At 59.8% G+C, this 23,316-nt stretch carries 26 protein-coding genes; 11 read left to right on the top strand and 15 right to left on the bottom strand.

Annotated features, from left to right (window positions below):
• Positions 1-45: 45 nt before the first annotated feature.
• Positions 46-933, bottom strand: a complete 888-nt coding sequence (locus tag ACSQ16_RS14855; RefSeq protein ID WP_243262562.1) for an alpha/beta fold hydrolase — start codon at positions 931-933, stop codon at positions 46-48.
• Between the two features lie 148 nt (positions 934-1,081).
• On the opposite strand from ACSQ16_RS14855, the gene ACSQ16_RS14850 reads away from it, so the two are divergent.
• A complete protein-coding gene (locus tag ACSQ16_RS14850; protein ID WP_243262563.1) occupies positions 1,082-2,437 on the top strand; it encodes an MATE family efflux transporter in 1,356 nt (451 codons plus the stop codon).
• Positions 2,438-2,440: 3 nt separating this feature from the next.
• On the opposite strand, the gene ACSQ16_RS14845 is transcribed toward ACSQ16_RS14850, so the two are convergent.
• Together ACSQ16_RS14845 and ACSQ16_RS14840 are read right to left on the bottom strand one after the other, a co-directional pair.
• Positions 2,441-2,842 (bottom strand): hypothetical protein, encoded by a 402-nt coding sequence (locus ACSQ16_RS14845; protein ID WP_243262564.1) that lies wholly within the window; start codon positions 2,840-2,842, stop codon positions 2,441-2,443.
• A 9-nt stretch (positions 2,843-2,851) separates the two neighbouring features.
• Complete coding sequence (locus tag ACSQ16_RS14840; protein WP_243262565.1) at positions 2,852-4,054, bottom strand: pyridoxal phosphate-dependent aminotransferase; 1,203 nt, start codon at positions 4,052-4,054, stop codon at positions 2,852-2,854.
• 85 nt (positions 4,055-4,139) lie between these two features.
• On the opposite strand from ACSQ16_RS14840, the gene ACSQ16_RS14835 reads away from it, so the two are divergent.
• The 3 genes from ACSQ16_RS14835 to ACSQ16_RS14825 all read left to right on the top strand — a co-directional run bounded on the left by ACSQ16_RS14835 (position 4,140) and on the right by ACSQ16_RS14825 (position 5,385).
• On the top strand, positions 4,140-4,541 hold the full coding sequence (locus ACSQ16_RS14835) for a helix-turn-helix domain-containing protein (RefSeq protein WP_093926781.1): 402 nt from the start codon (positions 4,140-4,142) through the stop codon (positions 4,539-4,541).
• Positions 4,534-4,800 carry a succinate dehydrogenase assembly factor 2 gene (locus ACSQ16_RS14830; protein ID WP_243262566.1) on the top strand — a complete coding sequence of 89 codons (267 nt, stop codon included), beginning with the start codon at positions 4,534-4,536 and terminating at the stop codon, positions 4,798-4,800. The genes ACSQ16_RS14835 and ACSQ16_RS14830 overlap by 8 nt, the downstream gene beginning before the upstream one ends.
• Before the next feature lie 84 nt (positions 4,801-4,884).
• Entirely contained in the window at positions 4,885-5,385 is a 501-nt protein-coding gene (locus ACSQ16_RS14825) for a MarR family winged helix-turn-helix transcriptional regulator (protein ID WP_243262567.1), read from the top strand.
• Here the strand turns inward: ACSQ16_RS14825 and ACSQ16_RS14820 are convergent.
• From ACSQ16_RS14820 to ACSQ16_RS14800, 5 genes are read right to left on the bottom strand one after another with little or no spacing between them, the layout of a single operon-like run.
• A complete protein-coding gene (locus ACSQ16_RS14820; RefSeq protein WP_243262568.1) occupies positions 5,379-6,119 on the bottom strand; it encodes a DUF1194 domain-containing protein in 741 nt (246 codons plus the stop codon). The two genes, ACSQ16_RS14825 and ACSQ16_RS14820, sit on opposite strands and share 7 nt — an antisense overlap.
• Positions 6,116-6,835, bottom strand: coding sequence for a DUF1194 domain-containing protein (locus ACSQ16_RS14815; protein ID WP_243262569.1), 720 nt, complete (start codon positions 6,833-6,835; stop codon positions 6,116-6,118). The genes ACSQ16_RS14820 and ACSQ16_RS14815 overlap by 4 nt, the downstream gene beginning before the upstream one ends.
• Positions 6,829-7,263: a VOC family protein gene (locus tag ACSQ16_RS14810; RefSeq protein WP_093926777.1), complete on the bottom strand. Its 435-nt coding sequence runs from the start codon at positions 7,261-7,263 to the stop codon at positions 6,829-6,831. The genes ACSQ16_RS14815 and ACSQ16_RS14810 overlap by 7 nt, the downstream gene beginning before the upstream one ends.
• A gap of 27 nt (positions 7,264-7,290) precedes the next feature.
• Complete coding sequence (locus ACSQ16_RS14805; protein ID WP_243262570.1) at positions 7,291-8,634, bottom strand: surface lipoprotein assembly modifier; 1,344 nt, start codon at positions 8,632-8,634, stop codon at positions 7,291-7,293.
• Positions 8,631-9,485, bottom strand: coding sequence for a hypothetical protein (locus tag ACSQ16_RS14800; RefSeq protein WP_243262571.1), 855 nt, complete (start codon positions 9,483-9,485; stop codon positions 8,631-8,633). Before ACSQ16_RS14800 ends, ACSQ16_RS14805 begins: the two co-directional genes overlap by 4 nt.
• A gap of 196 nt (positions 9,486-9,681) precedes the next feature.
• Between ACSQ16_RS14800 and ACSQ16_RS14795 the strand changes: the two genes are divergently transcribed.
• Positions 9,682-10,515: a thymidylate synthase gene (locus ACSQ16_RS14795; protein ID WP_243262572.1), complete on the top strand. Its 834-nt coding sequence runs from the start codon at positions 9,682-9,684 to the stop codon at positions 10,513-10,515.
• Entirely contained in the window at positions 10,515-10,994 is a 480-nt protein-coding gene (locus ACSQ16_RS14790) for a dihydrofolate reductase (RefSeq protein ID WP_243262573.1), read from the top strand. The genes ACSQ16_RS14795 and ACSQ16_RS14790 overlap by 1 nt, the downstream gene beginning before the upstream one ends.
• A gap of 515 nt (positions 10,995-11,509) precedes the next feature.
• Here ACSQ16_RS14790 and ACSQ16_RS14785 read toward each other — a convergent pair.
• On the bottom strand, positions 11,510-11,716 hold the full coding sequence (locus tag ACSQ16_RS14785) for a cold-shock protein (protein ID WP_243262574.1): 207 nt from the start codon (positions 11,714-11,716) through the stop codon (positions 11,510-11,512).
• A 168-nt stretch (positions 11,717-11,884) separates the two neighbouring features.
• On the opposite strand from ACSQ16_RS14785, the gene ACSQ16_RS14780 reads away from it, so the two are divergent.
• Positions 11,885-12,205, top strand: a complete 321-nt coding sequence (locus ACSQ16_RS14780; protein ID WP_243263136.1) for an ArsC/Spx/MgsR family protein — start codon at positions 11,885-11,887, stop codon at positions 12,203-12,205.
• Here the strand turns inward: ACSQ16_RS14780 and ACSQ16_RS14775 are convergent.
• The 5 genes from ACSQ16_RS14775 to thrS form a co-directional block, all read right to left on the bottom strand.
• Positions 12,202-12,741: a DoxX family protein gene (locus ACSQ16_RS14775; protein ID WP_243262575.1), complete on the bottom strand. Its 540-nt coding sequence runs from the start codon at positions 12,739-12,741 to the stop codon at positions 12,202-12,204. The genes ACSQ16_RS14780 and ACSQ16_RS14775 overlap by 4 nt on opposite strands.
• Positions 12,738-13,496 (bottom strand): HvfC/BufC N-terminal domain-containing protein, encoded by a 759-nt coding sequence (locus ACSQ16_RS14770; protein WP_243262576.1) that lies wholly within the window; start codon positions 13,494-13,496, stop codon positions 12,738-12,740. Before ACSQ16_RS14770 ends, ACSQ16_RS14775 begins: the two co-directional genes overlap by 4 nt.
• Positions 13,493-14,338, bottom strand: a complete 846-nt coding sequence (gene bufB / locus ACSQ16_RS14765) for an MNIO family bufferin maturase (protein WP_243262577.1) — start codon at positions 14,336-14,338, stop codon at positions 13,493-13,495. Before bufB ends, ACSQ16_RS14770 begins: the two co-directional genes overlap by 4 nt.
• A gap of 63 nt (positions 14,339-14,401) precedes the next feature.
• The gene (locus tag ACSQ16_RS14760) at positions 14,402-14,704 is read right to left on the bottom strand and encodes a BufA1 family periplasmic bufferin-type metallophore (RefSeq protein WP_093926768.1); all 303 of its coding nucleotides are present in this window, start codon (positions 14,702-14,704) and stop codon (positions 14,402-14,404) included.
• A 224-nt stretch (positions 14,705-14,928) separates the two neighbouring features.
• On the bottom strand, positions 14,929-16,875 hold the full coding sequence (gene thrS / locus ACSQ16_RS14755) for a threonine--tRNA ligase (RefSeq protein ID WP_243262578.1): 1,947 nt from the start codon (positions 16,873-16,875) through the stop codon (positions 14,929-14,931).
• Between the two features lie 173 nt (positions 16,876-17,048).
• Between thrS and ACSQ16_RS14750 the strand changes: the two genes are divergently transcribed.
• The 3 genes from ACSQ16_RS14750 (at position 17,049) to ACSQ16_RS14740 (ending at position 19,996) form a co-directional block, all read left to right on the top strand.
• Positions 17,049-18,335 (top strand): MFS transporter, encoded by a 1,287-nt coding sequence (locus ACSQ16_RS14750; protein ID WP_243262579.1) that lies wholly within the window; start codon positions 17,049-17,051, stop codon positions 18,333-18,335.
• Positions 18,336-18,386: 51 nt separating this feature from the next.
• On the top strand, positions 18,387-19,133 hold the full coding sequence (locus tag ACSQ16_RS14745) for an alpha/beta hydrolase (RefSeq protein ID WP_243262580.1): 747 nt from the start codon (positions 18,387-18,389) through the stop codon (positions 19,131-19,133).
• A 155-nt stretch (positions 19,134-19,288) separates the two neighbouring features.
• Positions 19,289-19,996: an alpha/beta fold hydrolase gene (locus ACSQ16_RS14740; RefSeq protein ID WP_093926764.1), complete on the top strand. Its 708-nt coding sequence runs from the start codon at positions 19,289-19,291 to the stop codon at positions 19,994-19,996.
• A 12-nt stretch (positions 19,997-20,008) separates the two neighbouring features.
• On the opposite strand, the gene phaZ is transcribed toward ACSQ16_RS14740, so the two are convergent.
• Positions 20,009-21,328, bottom strand: a complete 1,320-nt coding sequence (gene phaZ, locus ACSQ16_RS14735; protein WP_243262581.1) for a polyhydroxyalkanoate depolymerase — start codon at positions 21,326-21,328, stop codon at positions 20,009-20,011.
• 50 nt (positions 21,329-21,378) lie between these two features.
• On the opposite strand from phaZ, the gene ACSQ16_RS14730 reads away from it, so the two are divergent.
• Positions 21,379-23,184, top strand: a complete 1,806-nt coding sequence (locus ACSQ16_RS14730; RefSeq protein ID WP_243262582.1) for a PHA/PHB synthase family protein — start codon at positions 21,379-21,381, stop codon at positions 23,182-23,184.
• Positions 23,185-23,316: the final 132 nt, after the last annotated feature.

Here is a 23,316-nt window from a genome sequence, read left to right as displayed (position 1 = left end):
CGTGGCTCCTGAATGCATATCTGAATATACATTCTTTCGCCCATTTTACAAGGGCCGCGCCCCGCACCAGTCAAGGATAGCCTGTGCTACAACCAATGGTTTTTGGTGGTGCAACCAGTGGTCCGCGCCTTCTACCTCAATCCGGGTGAGGTCTGGCGCAAAGGTTTCCAGCCCCGCGGTGGCTTCGGGCAAAAGGGCGGTATCCTCGGCGCCCCAGATCAGCAGATGCGGGCAGTTCACGCGCAAACGTTCAACCGGGAATTCTGGCAGGTCGCGCAGGGGCTTGCCGGGGGGCGCGACTTGCAGGGGGGAGGCGCGATACCAGTTGATCATCGCCCTTAGCCGCCCGGGACGCCCCCATTCCGAACGGTAATCCTCAAGCCGCTCTGTGGTCAGCCAACTCAGGTCCATATGCGTCGAAAAGAGCTTTAGCAGCCCGGCGAAATCGTCTTTGGCCAGCCTCACCGCGCTGCCTTCGGCGCGCAGCGCATTGATATATTGCGAGGCGCGGGACTGCGCACCGCCTGCGGCCATGGCACGTTGAAAAGGCACGGGATGCACACCGTTGAGAATGATCAGCCGGGCCACCAATTCGGGCCGGAACATCGCCAGTGCGTAGCCCACAGAAGCACCCCAGTCATGCGCCAAAACCGTCACTGGCCTGTCTCTGATCAATTCGGCCATATCGGCCATGAGATGCGCCATGGCATAGGGTTCGATCCCCTCGGGCGCGCTGCTTTGGCCATAGCCGCGCTGGTCTGGCGCGATACAGTGAAAATCGTCGCAAAGTAGGGGAGCCAGATCGCTCCAAGCGCCACCATACTCGGGAAAGCCATGGAGCATGAGCAGAGGTGGCAGGCTTTCATCGCCCCAATGGCGGATAAAAATCTCCTGACCGTTTATTCGGCGGGTTTCGGTCCGTGTCGGTTCCATCGCCAGCCCTCCTGCATCCAGCTTTGCCGTTAAGGGCCGCGGACGCAAGGAATTCATGTCAAAATTGGGGCAACAAAGCCCCGCAACGCTATGACAGAGCGTAAAAACCGGACTTTCCCTTTGCAGTGGCCCGGCGTAAGGCTTTCTCATGACCAAAGTAATGACCAACCGCAATCACGTCCGGGCGATCTTGACGCTTGGCCTGCCGCTGATCGGCGGACATTTGGCACAGATGGCCATCGGGGTGACCGATACGGTCATGCTGGGTTGGTATTCGGTTGAGGCGTTGGCGGCGGTGGTACTGGGCAGTACCTATTTCTTCGTGCTGTTCATCTTCGGTTCGGGCTTTGCCATGGCGGTGATGCCACTGGTCGCGGCCTATGATGCCGAGGATGATGAGATCGGGCTGCGCCGCGCCACGCGCATGGGGCTGTGGCTGTCGGTGGGTTTCGCGTTGATCGCGCTGCCTGCGATGATCTGGTCGCCTGCGGTGCTGGACCTGCTGGGGCAGGGGCCGAACCTTGCCGATACAGCGGGCGATTACCTCAAAGTCGCAGGCTGGGGCATCGTGCCTGCACTGCTGGTCATGGTGCTGAAATCCTACCTCGCCGCTTTGGAACGCACGCAGGTCGTGCTGTGGATCACCCTGCTGGCCGCGGGGGTAAATGCGCTGGCGAATTACGCGCTGATCTTCGGCAACTGGGGCGCGCCCGAGCTTGGCGTGATGGGCGCGGCGGTGGCCTCGGTCACCACGCAGTTCGTCTCGCTGATCGGGGTGGTGATCTATGTGTTGATCGCCCTGCCGCAACACAGTCTGTTCGTGCGGCTCTGGCGGGTTGATACGCAGATGCTGGTGCGGGTCTTCACGCTGGGCCTGCCGATTGGCCTGACCACGCTAAGCGAAGTCGGCCTTTTTGCGGCCTCATCGTTGATGATGGGCTGGCTGGGGACGATCCCGCTGGCCGCGCATGGGATTGCGATCCAACTCGCCTCGCTGACCTTCATGGTGCATCTGGGGCTGAGCAATGTCGCCACGATCCGCGCGGGAAATGCCTATGGCCGCCGGGATGTGCCGCATATGAAACGCGGCGCGGTGATCGTGACGGGGCTGTCGCTGGTCTTTGCGCTGATCACCATGGTCGGTTTTGTCGGCTGGCCCGAGCCGTTGATCTCGGTCTTTATGCAGGAGGATGAGCCTGCGCGGGTTGAGATCCTCGCCATTGGCACCGGCCTTCTGGTCATGGCCGCGCTATTTCAACTGGTCGACGGGGCGCAGGTCGTGGCGCTTGGCCTGCTGCGCGGGGTACAGGATACCAAGATCCCGATGGTGATGGCCGCAATCAGCTATTGGGTTGTCGGGATGCCCTGCTCCTATTTCCTTGGCTTCACGCTGGGGTTCGGAGCGATGGGCATTTGGGCCGGTCTGGTGGCCGGGCTGGGCGTCGCGGGGCTGCTGCTCAATGCGCGATTCTGGGGCGTCACGGTCAAGTCACTGGCCGGGTAACTCTCAGCCCCGATCCATCCGATCCGCTTTTTTGCGCACCAGCGTGCTGCGCAGATCATGCATTGCCAGCAACAGGTCATCGGTCACGGCGTCAAGCTCGGCATCCGTGGCACGCGATTGCACCCATTGCGTGGTGAGGTTCAGATGCTCCACCGCGCGGCGGATGTCCTCGAGCTCGCGCGCAGCAAGAGTCTCGCGGCGCGCCTTGGTCCAACGGGCAATCTCGGTCTGATCGACCTCGGTCAAACGGTGCTGCCCATGGGGCTTTACCTCTCCGTTACGGATATTGAGGATGGCGATCTGCTCCATCTCGATCCGGCGCTGGCGGTTCGCGGCATCCAGCCGAAACACCGCCGCGCCATTCTCGCGGACCCTGAAGTAATAGTCGGGAAGATCGCCTGCCATGGTTCGCCTTTACGTCAGCCCGGCGCAGAAAGTCTGGATGCGTGTGCATGCCTCTTTCAGCGCCTCATCCGAGGTAGCGTAGCTGACGCGGAAATTCGGCGAAAGACCGAAGGCCGCGCCAAAGACGACCGCCACGCCGGTTTCCTCAAGCAGCGCGGTGGCAAAAGTCTCATCATCCGAGATTTTGGTGCCCGCCGCCGAGGTCTTACCGATCAGCCCGGCGATGGAGGGATAGACGTAAAACGCCCCCTCGGGCGTCGGGCAGGTGATCCCATCAATGGCCGAGAGCATCTCAACCACCAGATTGCGGCGGCGCACGAACATCTCGTTGTTTTCAGAGATGTAATCCTGCGTGCCGTTCAGTGCCTCAACCGCGGCCCACTGGCTGACCGAGCAGGGGTTCGACGTGCTTTGCGATTGAATCTTGCGCATCGCGCCGATCAGCTTTTCCGGGCCTGCGGCATAGCCGATGCGCCAGCCGGTCATGGCATAGGCTTTGGACACGCCGTTGACGGTCAGCGTGCGGTCGTAAAGCGCGGGTTCGACCTCGGCCGGGGTGCAGAACGCGAAGCCGTCATAGGCGAGGTGCTCGTACATATCGTCACTCATCACCCAGACATGCGGGTGGCGCATCAGCACGTCCGTCAGCGCCTTCAACTCATCCCGGCTGTAGCCCGCCCCGGTGGGGTTTGAGGGCGAGTTGAAGATGAACCATTTGGTTTTCGGCGTGATCGCCTCTTCCAGCGCCTCGGGGGTCAGTTTGAAGTCGTTCTCCAGCGTCGCAGGTGCGATCACCGGCGTGCCGCCCGCCAAGAGCACCATGTCGGGGTAGCTGACCCAATAGGGCGCGGGGATCACGACCTCTTCGCCGGGGTTCATCGTGGCCATCAGCGCGTTGTAGAGGATCTGTTTGCCCCCCGTCCCAACGCTGACCTGTGCGGGCGTATAGTCCAACCCGTTGTCGCGTTTGAACTTGGCGCAGATCGCCTGTTTCAGCTCTGGGATGCCATCCACGGGGGTGTATTTCGTCTTGCCCGCGTTGATCGCAGCGACTGCGGCCTCCTTGATGTTCTGCGGCGTATCAAAATCCGGCTCGCCCGCGCCAAGCGCGATGATGTCGCGCCCCGCGGCCTTGAGTTCTGCCGCTTTGGTGGTGACGGCGATGGTGGGCGACGGTTTGACCCGATCAAGGGTCGCGGACAGCAGTTCCATTTCAGCCTCGGGTTGCTTATGAATATCCCCACGTTCATAGGGGGCGTCCCCGCACCCGGCAAGGGTGTCTGGCAGGAGATAAAGCATGACCGACGAGATTGACTGGTACGGCCCCGAGGCCGCCACCTTTGGCGACCGGGTCGCGGCGGCCCGCGAACAGACTGGCATGACCCAAGCGATGCTGGCCAAACGGCTGGGCGTGCGTCTGGCGACTTTGCGCGGCTGGGAAGAAGACCTGTCCGAGCCGCGTGCCAACCGGCTTTCGATGCTGGCGGGGTTGCTCAATGTCTCTATGATGTGGTTGATCAATGGCGAAGGCGAAGGGGTCGATGCCCCCGAAGCGGGCGAAACCGCGCGCCGCGTCGATCTCGAAGAGGTGCTGGCCGACATGCGCGCCCTGCGCACCGACCTGCTGAAAAAGGCCGAGACTGTCGGCAAATTGGAAAAGCGCATTCGGCGCCTTATGACGGAGCCCGCAGATGCCTGAAGTCCATGAACACCGGTTAAAACGCCTGCAAATGCGCTCCATGCGCCGGGGCATCAAAGAGATGGACCTGATCCTATCGGCCTATGCTGAGGCGCGGTTGCCGCAGATGGATGATGCGGGCCTTACGTTGTATGATCAGATGCTCAATGAGAACGACCACGACCTCTATCTTTGGGTGAGCGGGCAGGCCGAAGCGCCCGCCGATTATGCGGCATTGGTCGCGGATATTCGCGGGCAGTTGGCCGAGGCGCGCGGTTAATCGCGGAAATTCTTACGGGTTTAACGAATTGTTCTGATTTTTTAGCGAGTTTCCAATTCAAACAAATTGAACCGGAGATTTCGCATGAGCATTCACGATCCCGCAACACAGCCCTTGGCTGTGAAAGGTTTCATGGTCGGCTACCTTGAGTCCCTGTCTTTGGTTGAGCGGCTGCACCGCTTGCTGTTGGACGTCATCAAGGATGAGTTTGAGCGCGTTGGCGTGTTGGAAATCAACGCGGTGCAGGCGCTGCTGCTGTTCAACATCGGTGATAATGAGGTCACGGCGGGCGAGTTAAAAAGCCGTGGATATTACCAGGGGAGCAACGTTAGCTATAACCTCAAGAAGCTGGTCGAGATGGGCTATATGCACCACCAGCGTTGCGAGATTGACCGCCGTTCGGTCCGTGTACGGCTGACAGAGAAGGGACGCTATATTCGCGATGTTGTTGCCGATCTCTTCTCACGTCATGCCGACGGGATGGAGAACAAAGGTGTACTCGGTGATGCCGGGATTGAGGATATCACCCGATCTTTGAAACGGATGGAGCGGTATTGGACTGACCAAATCCGCTATATTTACTGATCCGTGCGGGTAGGGTGGACAAGTTGCGAGAAAGCGGTCCCGTCCAATTCACGCAGCAGTTTTTCGGCCATGGCGCGGCCGTAGTCTTCAAACCCAAGTGCGGTTTGGACAAAGGCATTGGGGCCGAGCATCACCTCGGCCCGGTAGTAGGCCGCCAGCGTGCCAATCGCGGCCTGTTGGCTGTCGTCAGCGGCCGGGTCGTCAACGCCGATTACCAATCCGTTGATGGTCAACCCGGGAGGGTCCGCTGCCAAACCGACGCGCAGGTCGCGGGGGCGGGGGCCGAAGTTCGAGATCCCATCACCAGAAATGTCGAGCGTGTGTTTTTGGCAGTCAGGCCGCTCTGCCAGATACTCCGCACCAAGTTGCATGGCCGCGCCGAGGGCGGTACCGGGAGATGTTTGTCGCCGCTGGGTGCTGTGCAAGCGGGCGATGGTATCATCCAGCACTTCGGCATCGCTCAGCGTTGTCCACGGCAGGATCACCGCCTGATCCTCTAGGCCGCTCCATTCGTAAACCAGTAGGTCAATGGTATGTCCCGGCAGCGTTAGCAGCGCCTGCCGCACGCGGGGATCATTGAGCGCATTGGCTAAACCACCCAGTTGCAGCCGATACTCGCGCGCATCAACCGAGCCGGAGACATCCAGCCCCAAGGCAAGCGCCTGCCGACAGGCGGCATCCGCCCATTGTGGGGTGCAAAGAGTGAGACAGAAAGCAAGGGCGGCGCGGATCATCCTCTTGAGCCTTGCGTAGATGGCAGCCCACCCAAAGCAGGAGGCGATACCTCTCGGATCAGTTTGACCCGCATGGCCCGCTCAAAATCTACAAATCCTGAAGCGATGACCATGAACGCTCCCGGCCCATGTAGCACTTGAGATTGGTAGAAGGCGATCAGACCTAACTCGCCTTCGAAATCAGCGGCATTCACGACCAGCCCATTCACGGTGATCCCTGCAAAGGGCACGGCGCGATAGGCGGTTTGGGGGCCAAACCCTTTGTTGTTTTGCCCATCGCCTGCCATGTCGATCACGTGGGCATCGCAGATAGGCGCGGCGTCAAACAGCGTCGCCCCAAACCGCAGGGCATGGCCCATCGCGGTGGGCTGCCCGCTTTCGCTGCGTTGACTAGTCTCAATGATATCTGCCGCAGCCATCAGCGCGGCGGGGCGGTCAATCAACGTCCAATCTAGCACGATTTTCTGATGCGCCTCGCCTGACCATTCATAGGCCGCCAGCGCCACGGGCACATCACCGGCGAAAAAGGCCCGCGCGACCAAGGGCGCACGCAGCGCAGCGGCAAGCCCGCCGCGCTGCAAACGGTCCTCCTCTGGATCAACAGAAGAGGACACATCCAGTGCCAAAGCCAACGCAAGGCGGCAGGGCGCCGCCTGAGCGTCGGCCATTGGCGCAAGCATCAGCGCCAGCGCGGCACTGATGCAAAACCTTACCAATGGCCGATGTTTTCCATGCTGGCCCAAGGTTCCTGCACAGGTAGGGAATCGCCTTCTTGCAGCAGCTCAACCGAGATGTTGTCAGGTGAGCGAACAAAGGCCATGCGGCCTTCACGCGGGGGGCGGTTAATGGTCACGCCATTGTCTTGCAGCATTTGGCAGGTTTCATAAATATTCTCGACCGTATAGGCGAGGTGGCCGAAATGGCGGCTGTCGCTGGGCAAGTCATCATCGCCGTCCCAGTTGTACGTCAGTTCCACATCCGCATGACCATCGGCCTGATCCGGCGGGCAGAGGAAGACCAACGTGAAACGGCCACCCTCGTTGTCGATGCGGCGCCGCTCAACAAGGCCCAGAAGTTTGTAAAATGCGATGGAGGCGTCGAGATCCTTTACGCGCACCATCGTGTGTAGATATTTAATGGGCATCGGTGTTCCTTTGGTCTGTTGGGACGGTCAGAAAAGGGATTGAAACCCCATATTCAGACCGAAATTCTCTGTCTCAAAGCGGGTGACATTGGAATTTGTCTTCCGCGCTTCAAGGGTAAGTTTAGGAGCGAAACCGTAGGTGTCAAAGTCCGTGAACACCAAGGAGGTCGAAACAACCGCGCCCAGATCGGCACGCGGCTCGGGGCCATAAAGCGGATCGTCATATTGTTTGGCTTGCGTGCTTAAAGCGATCTGCGCGGTGGCCCCCAGTACGGGTTTGGAAAATGTATACTGCACGCCCATTGACAGGGCGGTGTGTGTCAGCGCTGCGCTGTCGGTGTCAGTGCGCCCAATTTGGGCATTCCACGACAGCCGTCCGCCACTTTTGGTCGGGCGGGCCCAATAGCTGCCCAGCGTCGCCGTCACGCCCGAGCGCAGATCACTGTCTTTGCGGTGCGAATAACCAAGTTCCGCGTTCCACGAAAAAAGGCGTTGCTGGGGCCGGAGATAGGTTTGCCGCCAGTCGAGTTTGACCTCATCGGCCAACGGGTCATTCGCAGACCACAGTCTGCCGAAGCTCAGCGACAGCGTCTGGCGCGGTGCCTCTGGACCGGTGGTGAAATCGCGCCCGATCTGTGCCTGCACCCGGCGAAAGGCGAAATCAGAGGCGCTGACCCCGGTCGGCACATCGTCATCGGTAAAGACGGTGTGGCTCTCGGTCCAATTCAGGGCAACGAAATTCCGCTCCGTCTGCGTGGTGCCAAAGTTATAGCGCAGCGCCGTGTCTTGGCGCAGTACGAAGCCCGAGATTGGCACGGCGGCGGGGTTGGTAAAAATCAGCCCGCCCAACACAAACGTATTATCGCTGGGGGCACCATTGACGTTGTCGCTGGGGTCAATGCTGAAGGACAGGTTCACCGACCATGGGTTCGTCGTGCTGACATAGCGGTAATCGCGAATGGCGCGGGCGCGGGTGCGGGCATCGGGGGCCACATGCGCCGCCCGGCGCAGCCAGAATTGGGCCCGTGTTTTGGCCCCGTCTGATGATAACGCTTGCGCCATGGCCATCGCCGCGCCATAGCGCTCAACCGGTCGGTCGGCCGCCTGCCAGCCTTGCCGCGCGGCCTGTCGGGCGCGGGTGTTGTCGCCCAACCTACGCCGGGCATGCGCGTTAAGAATTAGGCTGGTGCTGTCTTTGGGGTCGCGGAGAACCAGCACATCGGTGATCTGGGCTGCGGCCTGTGCATGGCCGCGCGACAGCAATTGCGCGGCGGTCAGCCGCGCTGCTTCAGGCTCTAGCGTGGATTGCGCTGCGCCATGGCCCCCGACCGTCAGGCTCAGCGCAGCGGCGAGGGCCAGCCTTTGCATCATTGTGTGGCGATGAAACCGCCGACTTCACGTACTTCGGAGCCTTCGACAAAGACGATGCCCGCGATCTCGCTTCCGCCCGGTCCGGCAAAGACACCCTGCCAATTTCCGCCAGCGCCTGTCGCTTCGCCAGTGCCATCGAATTCGGTGGCGGTGGAGGTGGCGATGCTGCTGTTCTCAAAATCGATTGTCGTATCGGTAAGAGAGATATATCCGTCCAATGCGCCGACCGACTGACCATTGGTATTATAGACTTGGCGGTTAGAGATCGACCCGCCCGCCGCGCCGCCTACATCAAAGTCGTCAAAATCGACGCGCAAATTGGCGTCACCGGTTACAAAGGTCACACCATTGTTAACGCCATCTCGCGTCGTGCGCACGGCTGCATATTCGCCATTGTAGGAGTAGATACCGGACGAAGGAAGGTTTGGCTGACTGCCAAGCCGCTGGGCACCAGCACCGCCGTAGCCGAAATTCACATAGCGGTTGGTCCCGGCCGCGGCGACTTGTGATTGACCCGAATCCGAACGACGGAAGACCGCAAAATACTCAACCTCATTTGTGCCGGATGTTGGTACGCTTTCATAAGCGTCGAAAGAGTTGGAAAATTTTTCGGACTGGATACGCTCGTAAACATTGTCAGGATCATCAAACGGGATGTTGTTGAGCGTCAGCGTATCACTGTCAGGGTCGTAGGTGATGTTGTTCAGGGTCATCAGCTCGTTTTGATCCGTGAAATAGACGCTGTCGCTGCCTGTGTTCGTATCATCATCGTCGTCGTCGCCGAAAGGTGCTGTGCCACCGCAGGCCGAAACCCCCAAGCCGAGCGCAAGGCCCATCCAAATCCGTGTCATACTGCTCTGCCTCGATATTTTTATGTCTGCTAGTTTTGGCGGACTGTCCCAAAGCGGCGCCCGTTCTGTCAATGTGCTTGGGCCCTGCGGGGAAACTCGGTGCGGAAGTGCAGCCCAAAAGCAATACCACGCTGCTTGAGGATAGGCACGCGGGAGGCTATGCAGAAGCAAATGCCACGATGACGAGGGTTGCCGCGTGAAACAGTACCATGATGCGCTGCGCGAAGTGCTGGAACAGGGGGTGACCTCGACCGACCGAACCGGAACGGGGACGATCTCTCATTTCGGGATGCAGCAACGTTATCGGATGGCTGATGGTTTTCCGCTGGTCACAACCAAGAAGCTGCATCTTAAATCTATCGTGCATGAACTTCTGTGGTTCCTCACAGGGGATACCAATATCGCCTACCTCAAGGAAAACGGCGTCTCCATTTGGAACGAATGGGCGGATGAAGACGGTGACCTCGGCCCGGTCTATGGCCATCAATGGCGCCGCTTTCCGACGGTGGGGGATGCGATACCGCAACCCGACGGTACGGTGCTGCACCGCGCAGGCCAAGTTGACCAGATCGCAAAGTTGGTAGAGGCAATCCGCGCCACCCCCGACAGCCGCCGTCTGATCGTTTCAGCTTGGAACCCCGGTGAGGTTGACCAGATGGCGCTGCCGCCTTGCCATACGCTGTGGCAAGTGCGCATTGCGGGCGGCAAGCTGCATCTTCAACTCTATCAACGCTCGGCGGATATGTTTCTAGGGGTGCCATTTAACATCGCCTCTTACGCGCTGCTTTTGGAAATGTTGGCCCATGTCACTGGTTACGAACCCGGCGATTTCGTGCATTCCATGGGCGACGCGCATATCTATTCCAACCATGTAGAACAGGTGCAAACCCAGCTTGCGCGGACCCCAAAACCGCTGCCAAAACTGCGGATTGGCCGCAAGGTTAGTTCGATCTTTGATTTCCGCTACGAGGATTTCACTTTCGAGGGCTATGATCCCGATCCGGCGATCAAAGCGCCGGTGGCCGTCTGATGCTAAGCCTGATCGTCGCCCGCGCCCGCAACGGAGCCATTGGTAAAGATGGAGATATCCCGTGGTCTTTGCCCGAAGATCTGAAGTTTTTCCAACGTGAAACGACGGGTGGTGCGATCATCATGGGGCGCCGCACGTGGGAAAGCCTGCCGTTTAAACCACTGAAGAACCGCCTGAACTGCGTGGTTTCAAGCGCCGATATCGAAGGGGTGCATGTGACGGGTGACCCGCAGTCGGCCTTGGGCTACTGCGCGGCCGAGGGCTATCGCCGCGTCTATGGCATTGGCGGTGAGGGGATATACCGCGCACTTCTGCCCTTGGCGGATCGGCTTTTGGTCACCGAAGTAGATGTCGAAATTGACGATGCAGACGCCTTCTTCCCCGATTTTGATCCAGAGGAATGGGTTGAACTTGGGAACCAGTGTTTGCGTGCGGATGGCCCGCGGACCGTTGCACGGGAGTGGCTGCGCCGCTGCTGAGAGTGGCATGAGCTCCGCGCCGGGCCGAGGCGGCGGTCGCATAGGTTAATGTCTACAAGGCGCCTCCGGGCCAACCGATGTGTTTTGACAAAACACTGGACTTGATGAATCCGTCCCGGCAAGCTTTGCTATATTGAATTTAGGTAAAGCAAATTGCGAGGATTATCATGCGTCTAACCCCAGCTATTGCAGCCGCAATCGGGCTGTTTTCAACCGCAATGGTCGATCAGGCCGCTGCCGAGCCTAAGATCTATGCCTATCCAAGCAGCGCAAATTACTGTCCGACTGGCTTGCAGCCCATCACCATTTCGGGTGTCATCTGCTGCGGTACCCCGAACCAAACCATGACATATGCCGAGGTCAAATCCCATCCTGTGGTTCGCCGCCACCGTGTCGCGACACCGCGCCGCTCGGCCCGCGTCCCTTGCCCTGAGGGAACAAAGGGCTGTTCGTATAATTGACAGACTATGCAACACCCGGCGCGGAACGCCGGGTGTTCTTTTGCAATATCTTGGCTAGAGCAGGGCGAGATCGGTTGCCATTTGCCGGCCATCGCGCCCTTCTGTCAGTTCAAAACTGACCTTCTGGTCGTCCGCCAGTCCGGTCAAGCCGGAGCGTTCAACAGCTGAGATGTGAACGAATACATCGTTACCGCCGCTCTCCGGGGCGATGAATCCGTAGCCTTTAGTGGTGTTAAACCATTTCACGGTGCCAGTTGGCATAACTTCCGCGCCTCCTTTGTCTTTGACGTATCTGCCCAAGGCAGAATGGCGAAAGCGATTGAATTGCGACCCGCCATAATAGAAAGATCGCGCGGACTAGGAAAAAATCAAGCGATCAAGGGCGAAACCCGCAAAAGGGGCGTAGGATTGCGTGCTAAGGAGATGGTTGTGTTAATTTATGGGCTGAAAAACTGCGACACCTGCCGCAAGGCACGAAAAGCGCTGCCAGAAGCGAAATTGGTCGATGTCCGAGAAGAAGGCGTGCCAGATGCAGTCTTGGCGCAGGCTTATGAGAGGTTTGGTGCTGCGTTGCTTAATACCCGCTCAACGACTTGGCGGAGTTTGGATGAGGATGCTCGCGCGCAAGACCCGCTTGCGCTGCTCAAGGCATATCCAGCCCTAATGAAGCGCCCTCTTATTGCTGTGGGCGGTGCGCTTTTTATTGGTTGGAACAATGAGGTAGAGGTCGAAGTTAAAGCGATGCTTTAACTTTTGTGCCCAAGCCGTCGATCCAGTGACAGCGGGCCGGCACCCTTTACAATTAGGACCGAGAGTAAGAAGATCCAAAGCGCTCGTTGGTCCAGAATGGGGGCGTCTGGAAACCTGTCAAACCAGCTACCAAGCGCGCTCCACTGGCCATGCCCGAAAAGATCGGTCAGCGATTGAACCGTGACAAAGCCAATCATGGCCAAGGCCGACAGCCGGGTAAATAGTCCCAGCACGATCAGAATGGGCAGGATAAACTCTGCCAATGTTCCGGCCACGACAACAATCCAATGAAACAGCCCAAGCGCATCACTGTCATAGCCTACCGCCTCAAATGCGCGGGGAAAGATTTGTGCATAGGCACCGGTGGAGGGGCTGAGGATGCCCAAGGGACCATCGCCAAGTTTGGTGACACCAGCATTCACGAAGTAGACCAGCAACACCGCTGCAAAGAGGAAACGGGCGAGTGTGGGAAGCAACCAATCGGCAGATTCAAGGCGGTCGGTGGCGTGGCGATAGAGGCCAAGAAGTTGGCTCATTGGGTGTCCTCCGTAGAGATCGCACTGAAAATTCCGTGGCTTAGTGCAAGGGTCAGTGTGGCGGCCAAATCAAACTCAGGTTGAATGTCGACAGTGGCACCATGAGCCTCACCGAAAGTCGTTCCCTCGGCGAGGTGAGACAGCCATGTGGCGCCGCCGGGTGGTAGCAGATGGGGCGCGGGGTCATAGGCGGGCCGGGCAATAACCACGTCTTGAGGGATGTTGCGTGGCTTCGGCGCAGCCTCCGTAAAGTTGTAGCGCCAAATGTCGAAGAGCGGCCAGCGTGAGCGCAGAATGCGCGTCGCAGGCGCTATGGTGAATCTGGCAGCCATCAAGGCGTTAGATGCAAGCGTCTGGAGCACCAGTGGATCAAGTGCGGGAGCATCGGCCGCGTGGTAGGATGACCGCAGGGCAAGATCGAGCCGGGCGGCATCGGCAAGGTATTCAACCTTGGCCAAAGGGGCGAAGCCGGCGATGAATGTGGGGAACTCGGCACCGTAATGCATCATAAGCGGCGATGTCGGTGGATACGCCCGCACATAAAGCGGGGCCAATTCGGCGAAATTGCGGGCACCGATCAGCTTGCGAACCAGCGGAAACGCTACTTCGAGCGCGGCGATCAACGAATGAGTGACGTTGTTGCGGTAGACACCATAACGCGACCCTGCGGGTTGCCCGTTGCCGTCACGTAGGTCCGCAGGCACGGGGCGAGAGGGGTCAAGCAGTGCGGCGCGGAAATCGCGTTGATCTGTCACACCAGCACCTGCGCGGCGCGCTCTGCCTCGGCCCGTAGTACGGACCAGTCGGGCACGTCATTGTCCCACTCTACCAAAACAGGCTTTGGCCCAGTTTGCGCCAGCGTGTAGGACAGCAATTCCCAAACCGGGTCGACGACCGCTTTGCCGTGACTATCAATCAGCAAAGGCGCGCCGTGGTCATCGGTGTCGTCGTCATGCCCGCCGACATGAATTTCACCGACATGCTCAGTCGGAAAGGCATCAATGTAGTCTTGAGGGGAAAGCCCGAGGTTCGTCGCGGAAATGAAGACATTGTTGACATCCAGCAAGAGACCGCAGTCAGTTTGCCGGGTAAGCTCGGTCAAAAAGTCGGTTTCCGACAAGTCTGATTCCGCGAAGGCGAGGTAGCTGGAAGGGTTTTCGAGCAACATTTTTCGCCCCAACTCGTCCTGCACCTGATTGATATGCGCCGCGACGCGGGCAAGCGTTGCCTCGGTATAAGGCAGAGGCAGGAGATCGTTAAGATACTCCATCCCATGCGTCGACCATGCCAAATGTTCTGAAAAAGACGCGGGCTGTGTTCGGTCACAAAGAGTTTTGAGCCGGGCAAGGTGATCTGTATCCAGTGGCCCTTCGCCGCCGATCGACAGCCCTACGCCATGCACCGACAACGCGAAACTCTCTTGTAGCGCGCGCAGTTGCGCATGAGGGCGGCCCCCATCACCCATGTAATTCTCCGCATGGACTTCGATCCAGCGCACCGGGCCGGGATCAGCCATCAAGGCATCGAAATGCCGGGCTTTATATCCGACGCCAGGAGCATTCGGCAGTGTGGTAAGGGGGAGGGTATCGTCGCGCATATCGGCCTCCGGCGTGTTGCGGGGCGGGGTTCCGGGCGGGGATGCCGCCCGGAACGCTATAGATTAAGCGGGCAGGTCGCGGTCGAGCGCTTCCAGCGAGCCGGTCCGCTCGGTGCCGTCTGCCATGGCGGGCAGTTCGATGTCGGCACAGGTGCCTTCGTCAACGAGGGTCCATGCGTTGCCTTGGTAATCGGTCACAGAGGTGCCCGCGCAGGTAGTGCCGGGGCCCGCCGCGCAGTCGTTCTCACCGGCCAGCGAAACGCCAAAGCATTTCTCTTGCGAAGCGGCGGTGGCGGTGGTGGCGTGGCTGCTCAGCGCGGCGGCGACGGCCCCTGCGATGGCGGCGGTTTTGAGTGTGGTGGACATTGTCGTTTCCTTCCTGATGGTTTGAACAGGTTTACTAGAGCAGCCTGCTTACTCACAAGCCAGTCACGAGGGAGTGTGTCACGGTCCCGTCAGAAATCACGCTGAAAACTAGCGAAAATTGTAACCTTCCCGCGCAGGAAGGGAAGGATTGTTACAAAAACGCTCCGGCGGGCAGGGGGCAAGCTGCCCGCAAGACCGCCGGAGCGCAGATTTGTTACAAGCCGTTAGCGCAGGTCAGGCGGGGTCGCGTCCTGCGCCAGTTCGGCGGTGAGTGCATCCAGCGGCTGAACCGAAGTCTGCTTTTGTCCCAGACGGCGCACGGAAACGGTACGCTCTTCAACCTCACGCGCCCCGACGGCGAGGATCACCGGCACTTTGCCGACCGAATGCTCACGGACTTTGTAGTTGATCTTCTCATTGCGCATGTCGGCTTCCGCACGCACACCAGCGGCTTTCAGGGTCTCGACGACCTCGGCCACATAGTCATCCGCTTCAGACGTGATGGAAGCCACGACCACCTGACGCGGGGCCAGCCAAAAGGGCAGCTTGCCCGCGTGTTCTTCGATCAGGATGCCGATGAAGCGCTCGAACGAGCCAAGGGTCGCGCGGTGCAGCATAACCGGGCGGTGCTTGTTGCCGTCTTGCCCGATGAAACTTGCCTCGAGCCGCTCCGGCAGGTTCGCGTCGACTTGAAGGGTGCCGCATTGCCAGTTGCGCCCGATGGCGTCGGTCAGAGTGAACTCCAGCTTCGGCCCGTAGAAGGCGCCTTCGCCCTCCAGCACCTCAAAGTCATAGCCGGCGGCCTTGCAGGCATCGCCAAGCGCCTGCTCCATATTGTCCCATGTCTCATCGGAACCGATCCGCTTTTCGGGGCGGGTGGAGAGCTTGATGGTCCAGTCCTCAAACCCGAGGTCGGCATAGACCTTGGAGAGGAAAGCGATGAACTTGGCGGTCTCCGAGGTGATCTGATCCTCGGCGCAGAAGATATGGCCGTCGTCTTGGGTAAAGCCGCGCACCCGCATGATGCCGTGCAGTGCCCCCGAAGGCTCATAGCGCGCGCAGGATCCGAACTCGGCCATGCGCAGCGGCAGGTCGCGGTAGGATTTCAGGCCTTGGTTAAACACCTGCACGTGGCAGGGGCAGTTCATCGGCTTAAGCGCGTTCACCGCCTTCTCGCGGGCATGTTCCTCATCGACCTCAACGATGAACATGTTCTCTTGGTATTTGTCCCAGTGGCCGGATTTTTCCCACAACTTGCGGTCCACGACCTGCGGAGTGTTCACCTCGACATAGCCGTCGCGGTCTTGCATGCGGCGCATGTAGTCCTGCAGGGTGGTGTAGATGCGCCAGCCATTAGGGTGCCAAAAGACTTGGCCCGGTGCCTCTTCCTGCATGTGGAACAGGCCCATCTCTTTGCCCAGCTTGCGGTGGTCACGCTTGGCGGCTTCTTCGAGCATGTTGAGATGCGCGCGCAGCTTTTCCTTGCCGGTGAAAGCCACGCCGTAGATGCGTTGCAGCATGGCGCGGCTGCTGTCGCCGCGCCAATAGGCACCTGCGATGGACATCAGTTTGAACGCATCGCCCGGCACTTGGCCGGTGTGCTGCAGGTGTGGGCCACGGCAAAGGTCTTGCCAATCGCCATGCCAATACATCCGCAGCGGCTCGTCGCCGGGGATCGCGTTGATCAACTCGACTTTATAGGGCTCGTTCAAGTCTTCGTAATGCTTGATCGCGCGCGCGCGGTCCCAGACCTCGGTGCGGACGGGGTCGCGTTTGTTGATGATCTCTTTCATCTTCTTTTCGATCGCGCCGAGGTCTTCGGGGGTGAAGGGCTCTTTGCGGTCAAAGTCGTAATACCAGCCATCCTTAATCACCGGGCCGATGGTGACCTTGGTGTCGGGCCAGATTTCCTGCACGGCGCGGGCCATGATATGCGCAAGGTCGTGGCGCACCAACTCATTGGCCTGTTCCTCGTCGGCCATGGTGTGGATCGCGATGCTGGCGTCGGCTTCGATCGGCCAAGCCAGATCGTAATGTGCGCCGTTGACGGTGGCGCTGATGGCCTTTTTGCCCAGCGATTTAGAGATGTCGGCGGCCACTTCGCCAGCGGTGATACCGGCGTCATATTGGCGGCTATTGCCATCGGGAAGGGTGAGGGAGATTTGGGCCATCTTGGGCGCTCCTCGTCGGTTTGGCGCCTACGAGACGCCCGGTTGCGGGTTATGTGTTGGGCCTGTGTGGCGGGGCGGGGGCAGCTTGTCAATGCTGGCACGAGGGCGCGCTGAAAAGTTGCGCGATGCGGGCGGCGCGCTATGTCAGGCGGGCAACAATGAGGACCGGCCAGATGCAAGACGACACGGCGCAGCGCGCTTTTGAGACGATTTCGGGGGCAGATGACCCGGCACCGGGGTTGGACGACAGCGCACAGCAGGCCGAGGCGCTCAATGGGCTGCGCCATATCGTGTCGCTGTCGATGACCAAGGTCGCGGACGGGTTAATCGACCCAAAGCTGGTGTTGGCTTGGCTGCTGAGCGCCCTTGGCGCGCCTGCGATTTTCGCGGGTGCCCTGGTGCCGATCCGCGAGGCCGGGTCGCTGTTGCCGCAGATCGCGCTGGCAGGAGTGGTCGAACGGATGGCGCGGCGCAAATGGGCGTGGGTCGTGGGCTCGGTCGGGCAGGGGGTGGCGGCGGCGTTGATCGTGCTTGCAGCGCTCAGTCTTGAGGGGGCCGCAGCGGGCTATGCGGTTTGCGCGGCCTTGGCGCTGCTGGCTGTGTGCCGAGCTGCCTGTTCGGTCTCGTTTAAGGACATCCTTGGCAAGACCGTGGGAAAGACGCGGCGCGGATCGGTGACCGGTCTGGCGGGGTCTGCCTCCTCGGTCGGAGTGGTGATCTTTGCGGGGCTGCTGATGTCTGGCCTGTTTCAGAGCCGGGGCGTCGTCGTCGCGGCAATCGCGCTGGCGGCGGCCCTATGGATCGGCGCGGCGCTGTTGTTCTCGACAATCATGGAAACGCCGAGCGAGACCGAAGAGGCCGATGGCGTGGATTTCAAGCTGCTGCGCGGCAACCGCGATCTGTGGCTTTTCATTCTGGTGCGCGGGCTCTTGGTCTCTACCGCGCTGGCGCCGCCCTATTTGGTGGTGCTCGCGGGCTCATCAGAGAGCGGGCAGTTGGGCCAACTGGGCGCTTTGGTTTTGGCCTCGGCACTGGCGTCTTTGGTCAGTTCCTACGTCTGGGGGCGGCTGTCGGATTTATCGAGCCGCCGGGTGCTGATGCTGACAGGAATCGTGGGCGCGGTGGCGATCGCGCTGGCGGTGCTGCTGTGGTTTCTTGGCATGGCGCAGGCGGTCTGGGCGATGCCTGCCGTGCTCTTTATCCTGATGATTGCCTATCACGGAGTGCGGCAGGGACGGTCGACCTATCTGGTTGATATGGCACCCAAAGACAGCCGCGCGGCCTATGCTGCCGTTAGTAATACGGTGATCGGGGTTCTGTTGCTGCTGGCGGGGGTGCTGGGCGGTGGGGCCGCGTTGATCGGGCCGCAGGCGACGCTGATGTTGTTCGCTGCGATGGCCGTTGCAGCGGCGGTTCTCGCCCATTGGCTGCCCGAGGTGGAGCATCTGGCTGAGGACTGACTTGCCCTCAACCGCGCCGATGCCCATGATTGCGCCAAAGACGGAGGCAGCATGTCAGACAGCAAATTCATCGACACCCCAGAAGGGCGGCGCATCGCCTATCACAAGACCGAAGGGGCGGGGCCCTGCGTTGTTTTCCTCGGCGGGCTGAAGTCCGACATGATGGGGACCAAGGCGGTCTATCTCGAAGACTGGGCGCGGGCCGAGGGGCGTGCGTTTCTGCGGTTCGACTATTCGGGCCACGGTGAATCCTCAGGCAACTTTGCTGAAGGCTGCATCGGCGATTGGCACGAAGACACGCTGGCCGCTGTGGGCGCGTTGACGGAGGGGCCGCTGGTCGTCGTGGGGTCGTCTATGGGCGGCTGGCAGGCGCTGTTGCTGGCCCGGCAGCGGCCTGAGCGTATTGCCGGGCTGGTGGGCATCGCGGCTGCACCTGACTTTACCGAAGACGGCTATTGGGCAAATTTCACCGAAGCGCAGAAACAGACACTGGCGGAGGTTGGGCAGGTCGAATTGCCGTCGGACTATATGGAGCCCTATGTCATCACCCGACGCATGATTGAAGATGGACGCAATCGGCTGGTGCTGCGTGACCCTCTGACACTGCCGTTTCCCGTGCGACTGCTACAAGGTACCGCAGATACCGCCGTCAGCACGGCAACGGCCGTTCGGTTGTTAGAGCATGCCCAAAGCCCCGATATGCACCTGACATTGGTCAAAGACGCCGACCACCGCTTTTCAGATACGCATTGTCTGGCGTTGATTGTGCAGGCGATCAAAGAGGTGTCGGCCCAATAAGGTCGAACGCGGTATGCGTGGGCGGGCATGGAACCGCCGATGCACCCTGCGCCCCGATGCCACCCCAAAATACCCATGCTATGAGGCAGCCAAACCCAAGGGGAACGGCATGAAACCACGTCATTTCAACTGCATAACTGACCGGGGAGCCGGGCATGGCTGAGCCGCTCGTTCTATTGCCCGGTATGATGTGTGACGCCCGTGCATTTGCCCCGCAGATCGAGGCGCTTTCGCCCCGATCGACGGTAGTGCTGGCCCCGATCACCCAAGGGGAACGGATAGAAGAGATCGCCTCAGGTCTTTTGGATCAACTGCCGCAGCGTTTCGCGTTGGTGGGGCAGGGAATGGGCGGCGTTGTGGCGCTGGAACTGCTGCGCCGGGCCCCCGATCGCATCAGCCGCATCGCCTTGCTGGCCACTCATGTATTGGCCGAACTTCCGGCGATTGCAGCCGACCGTGAGCCGCAGATCGTTATGGCACAGTCAGGCAAACTGCGAGAGGCGATGCAGTCGCGTATGGCGTCGGGCTTTCTTGCGCCCGGCGTTGGGCGTGCCGAAGTGCTGACACGTGCGATGGAAATGGCCGAGACGCTGGGCGGCGATGTTTTTGTGCGCCAATCCCGTGCGCTACAACGCCGCCGAGACCAACAAGCAGTGCTGCGCAAATGCAGAGTGCCAGCGCTGGTGCTTTGCGGCGAACATGACGCGCTTTGCCCGGTTAAACGTCATGCTTTCATGGCCGAAATGATCCCTTATGCCAAGCTAACAGTGCTGGAGGATGCAGGCCATATGCCCAGTCTTGAGCAACCAGAGGCCACAACCGCCGCGCTGCGCGACTGGATGCAGCAACCTCTGGCGCTGTAATGGGGCAGCGGATTAGGCCGCTGCTGGTTTTGTTGGCGCTTTCGACTTGTTGCGCTCAGCCTTCTCGGGCCTTTTTGCTTGGGGCTTTTGCCGCTCAGGCGTGCCATTGTTGGCATCGATAAAGTCCAGCACCAAGGGCCGGATGTTGTTGCGCCAGCTCTTGCCCGCGAAAATCCCGTAGTGGCCCGCGCCTTCTTCGAGATGGCTCGCCTTTTTGGAATCTGGCAGGCCGGTCAGCAGATCAAGGGCCGCAATGCACTGGCCGGGGGCCGAGATGTCATCCTTGCTGCCCTCAACCGTTTTGACCGCGACAGTTGTGATCTTTCCAATATCGACCTGACGGCCCGCCACGGTAAAGACATTCCGCGCGATCTCACGTTCCTTAAACACGCGCTGCACGGTCGACAGATAAAACTCCGCCGGCATGTCCATCACGGCGAGGTATTCGTCGTAGAACTTGTTGTGTTTATCATGCTCATGCGCCGCTTTTTGCGCCACGCGGGTGATCTGATTGGTGAACGCATCGCGGTGGGTGTCATTGTTCATCGAGATGAAAGACGCCAGTTGCAACAGCCCCGGATAAACCTTGCGGCCCACGCCCGCATATTTGAACCCGACCTGCTGAATCATCATCTGCTCAAGCTGGCCCATGGTCACGCTGTGGCCAAAGTCGGTCACATCGGTGGGTTTGGCATCGGGGTCAATCGGACCGCCGATCAATGTCAGCGTGCGCGGCTGTGCTTCGGGCGCTTCCTCGGCCAGATAGGCGGTGGCGGCGAGGGTCAAAGGCGCAGGCTGGCAGACCGCGATCACATGGGTGTCGGGGCCAAGGTGATGCATGAAATCAACGAGGTAGAGCGTATAATCCTCGATGTCGAACTTGCCCGCACTAACTGGAATATCGCGCGCGTTATGCCAGTCTGTCACATAGACGTCGCAATCAGGCAGCAAGGAGATCACGGTGGACCGAAGGAGCGTAGCATAATGACCCGACATCGGCGCGACCAAAAGAACCTTGCGGCCCGTCTCTTCGCGGCCCTGCACAGTAAACTTCAGCAGATCGCCAAAGGCGCGCTCCATCACGGGCTCGATGCTGACCAGACAGTCTTGGCCCTTGGCGCCGACCACCGGGGGAATGTTCCAATCGGGCTTCACCACCATGCGGGCAAAGCTCCGTTCCGTCACCTCGCCCCATGCCGCCAACCATTCCATCGCAGGGTTTGGAAACAGAGAGAAAGCCGGGTAGGATGCCATGGCGAGGGCAGAGGCGCCGAGCCATTGATTGGTGTTCCGGATGGACTCCATCATGTCGTAGGTGGCCATGTAGCGCATGTGGGGGCTCCTTTATGCTGCACCTGCGAAGATAGGAGGTAAGGGTTAAGATGACAACAGAATCCGAAAGTTCAGACCCATCGGCACCCGCAGCACTGTCGCGGATGGCCCAAAACCTTAAGAAAGTTGAGGCGTTAACCGAACGTCTGACCCGCGTGATGGCCTCTCGCGAGGGGCACCAGCCCGCACTGGACGCGCCTAATCAACAGCTTTTTGCGAAGGCCGCGCAGTCCTATTGGGCCGAAGCGATGACCAATCCGGCACGTTTGATGGAGCATCAAATGGGCTATTGGACCAAATCGGTCACCCATTTCGTCGAGGCGCAGCAGGCGCTCGCCAGCGGTGCGGTGGCCCCAGTGGCGGATGACAGCGTGCCCGACAAACGCTTTGCCAATCCGCTTTGGCAGACCCATCCCTATTTCAGCTTTATCAAACAGCAGTATCTGATCAACGCCGAGGCGCTGCGCCAAGCCGTCGAAGACGCCCAAGACATGGATCCTGCGGAAAAGAAACGGCTGGTCTATTTCAGCCAGCAGATCATCGCGATGATGTCGCCGACCAATTTCCTTGCCACCAACCCTGACGTGTTGGAGCGCGCGGTTGAGACCGAGGGCGAAAGCCTTGTGAAGGGGCTTGAGAATTTGATCGCTGATCTAGAGGCGAACAACGGCGAGTTGGTCGTGAAACTCGCCGATGATAGCGCGTTTGAGTTGGGCCGTAACATCGCCACCACGCCGGGCAAGGTGGTGTTTCGCAACCGCATGTTCGAGTTGATCCAATACACGCCCAGCACCGAAGAGGTGCACAAAACCCCGCTACTGATCTTCCCGCCTTGGATCAACAAATTCTACATCCTCGACCTCAAGGCCCAAAACAGCCTTGTGAAATGGTTGGTCGATCAGGGCTATACGCTTTTTGTGGTGTCGTGGGTCAACCCCGATGCCAGCTATGCGCAGATCGGGATGGAAGATTACGTCGAAGAGGGCTACCTTACTGCCATAGAAGAGGTGAAGGCGATCACCGAAGAAAAGCGCGTGAATGTCGTTGGCTATTGTATTGCCGGGACCACGCTCGCTCTGACCCTGTCGCTCCTGAAGAAGCGCGGCGACCCGTCAGTCAAATCGGCGACCTTCTTTACTGCGCTTACTGATTTTTCGGATCAGGGGGAGTTTCAGCCCTTCCTTACCAATGACTTTATCGACGGGATCGAGGCCGAGACGGCGGATAAGGGCATTCTACCATCGGTGGTCATGGCGCGCACCTTTTCCTTCTTACGCTCGAATGATCTGGTCTACGGCCCCGCCGTGCGCAGCTATATGATGGGAGAAACCCCTCCGGCCTTTGATCTGCTCTACTGGAACGGGGACGGGGCCAACCTGCCGGGGCAGATGGCGATGCAATATCTGCGCGGGTTGTGTCAGCGTAATGAATTGGCCGAGGGCGGTTTCAAACTGCTGGGAGAGCGGCTCACGCTGGATGATATCGACGTACCGCTTTGCGCGATTGCCTGTGAAACCGACCATATCGCGCCGTGGAAAGATTGCTATCGCGGAGTGCAGCGGATGGGGTCCGAGGACAAAACCTTTATCATGGCGCAGTCCGGCCATATCGCGGGGATCGTGAACCCACCCAGCCGCAACAAATACGGCCACTATGTTAACGGCGATCTGGGGCAGGACTTTGCGGCATGGCGCGAGGCGGCAAAGTTCCACGAAGGCTCTTGGTGGCCACGTTGGGGCAAGTGGCTGGCCAAACGCGCAGGCAAGATGATTCCCGCGCGTTTCCCGGGAGACGGCGGGCGTGAAACCCTTGCCGATGCGCCGGGTGATTATGTGGCCCGCAAGGCAAACGATTGATTACGTAACGTAATCTGGCAGCGCTCGATTGCTAATGCTGCAATGCAGAAAAAACTTGAAATGCTGCGCTGCGGCATCTATGTAGGGGTCAGACGCGAATTGAGTGGGCCTTCTCCCGCTCCCCTGCAAATG

The organism is Sulfitobacter sp. SH24, assembly GCF_965641895.1.
Lineage (GTDB): Bacteria > Pseudomonadota > Alphaproteobacteria > Rhodobacterales > Rhodobacteraceae > Sulfitobacter > Sulfitobacter dubius.
The sequence above is the reverse complement of the archived record's forward strand: the minus strand, read 5'-3'. Positions and strand labels throughout refer to the sequence as shown.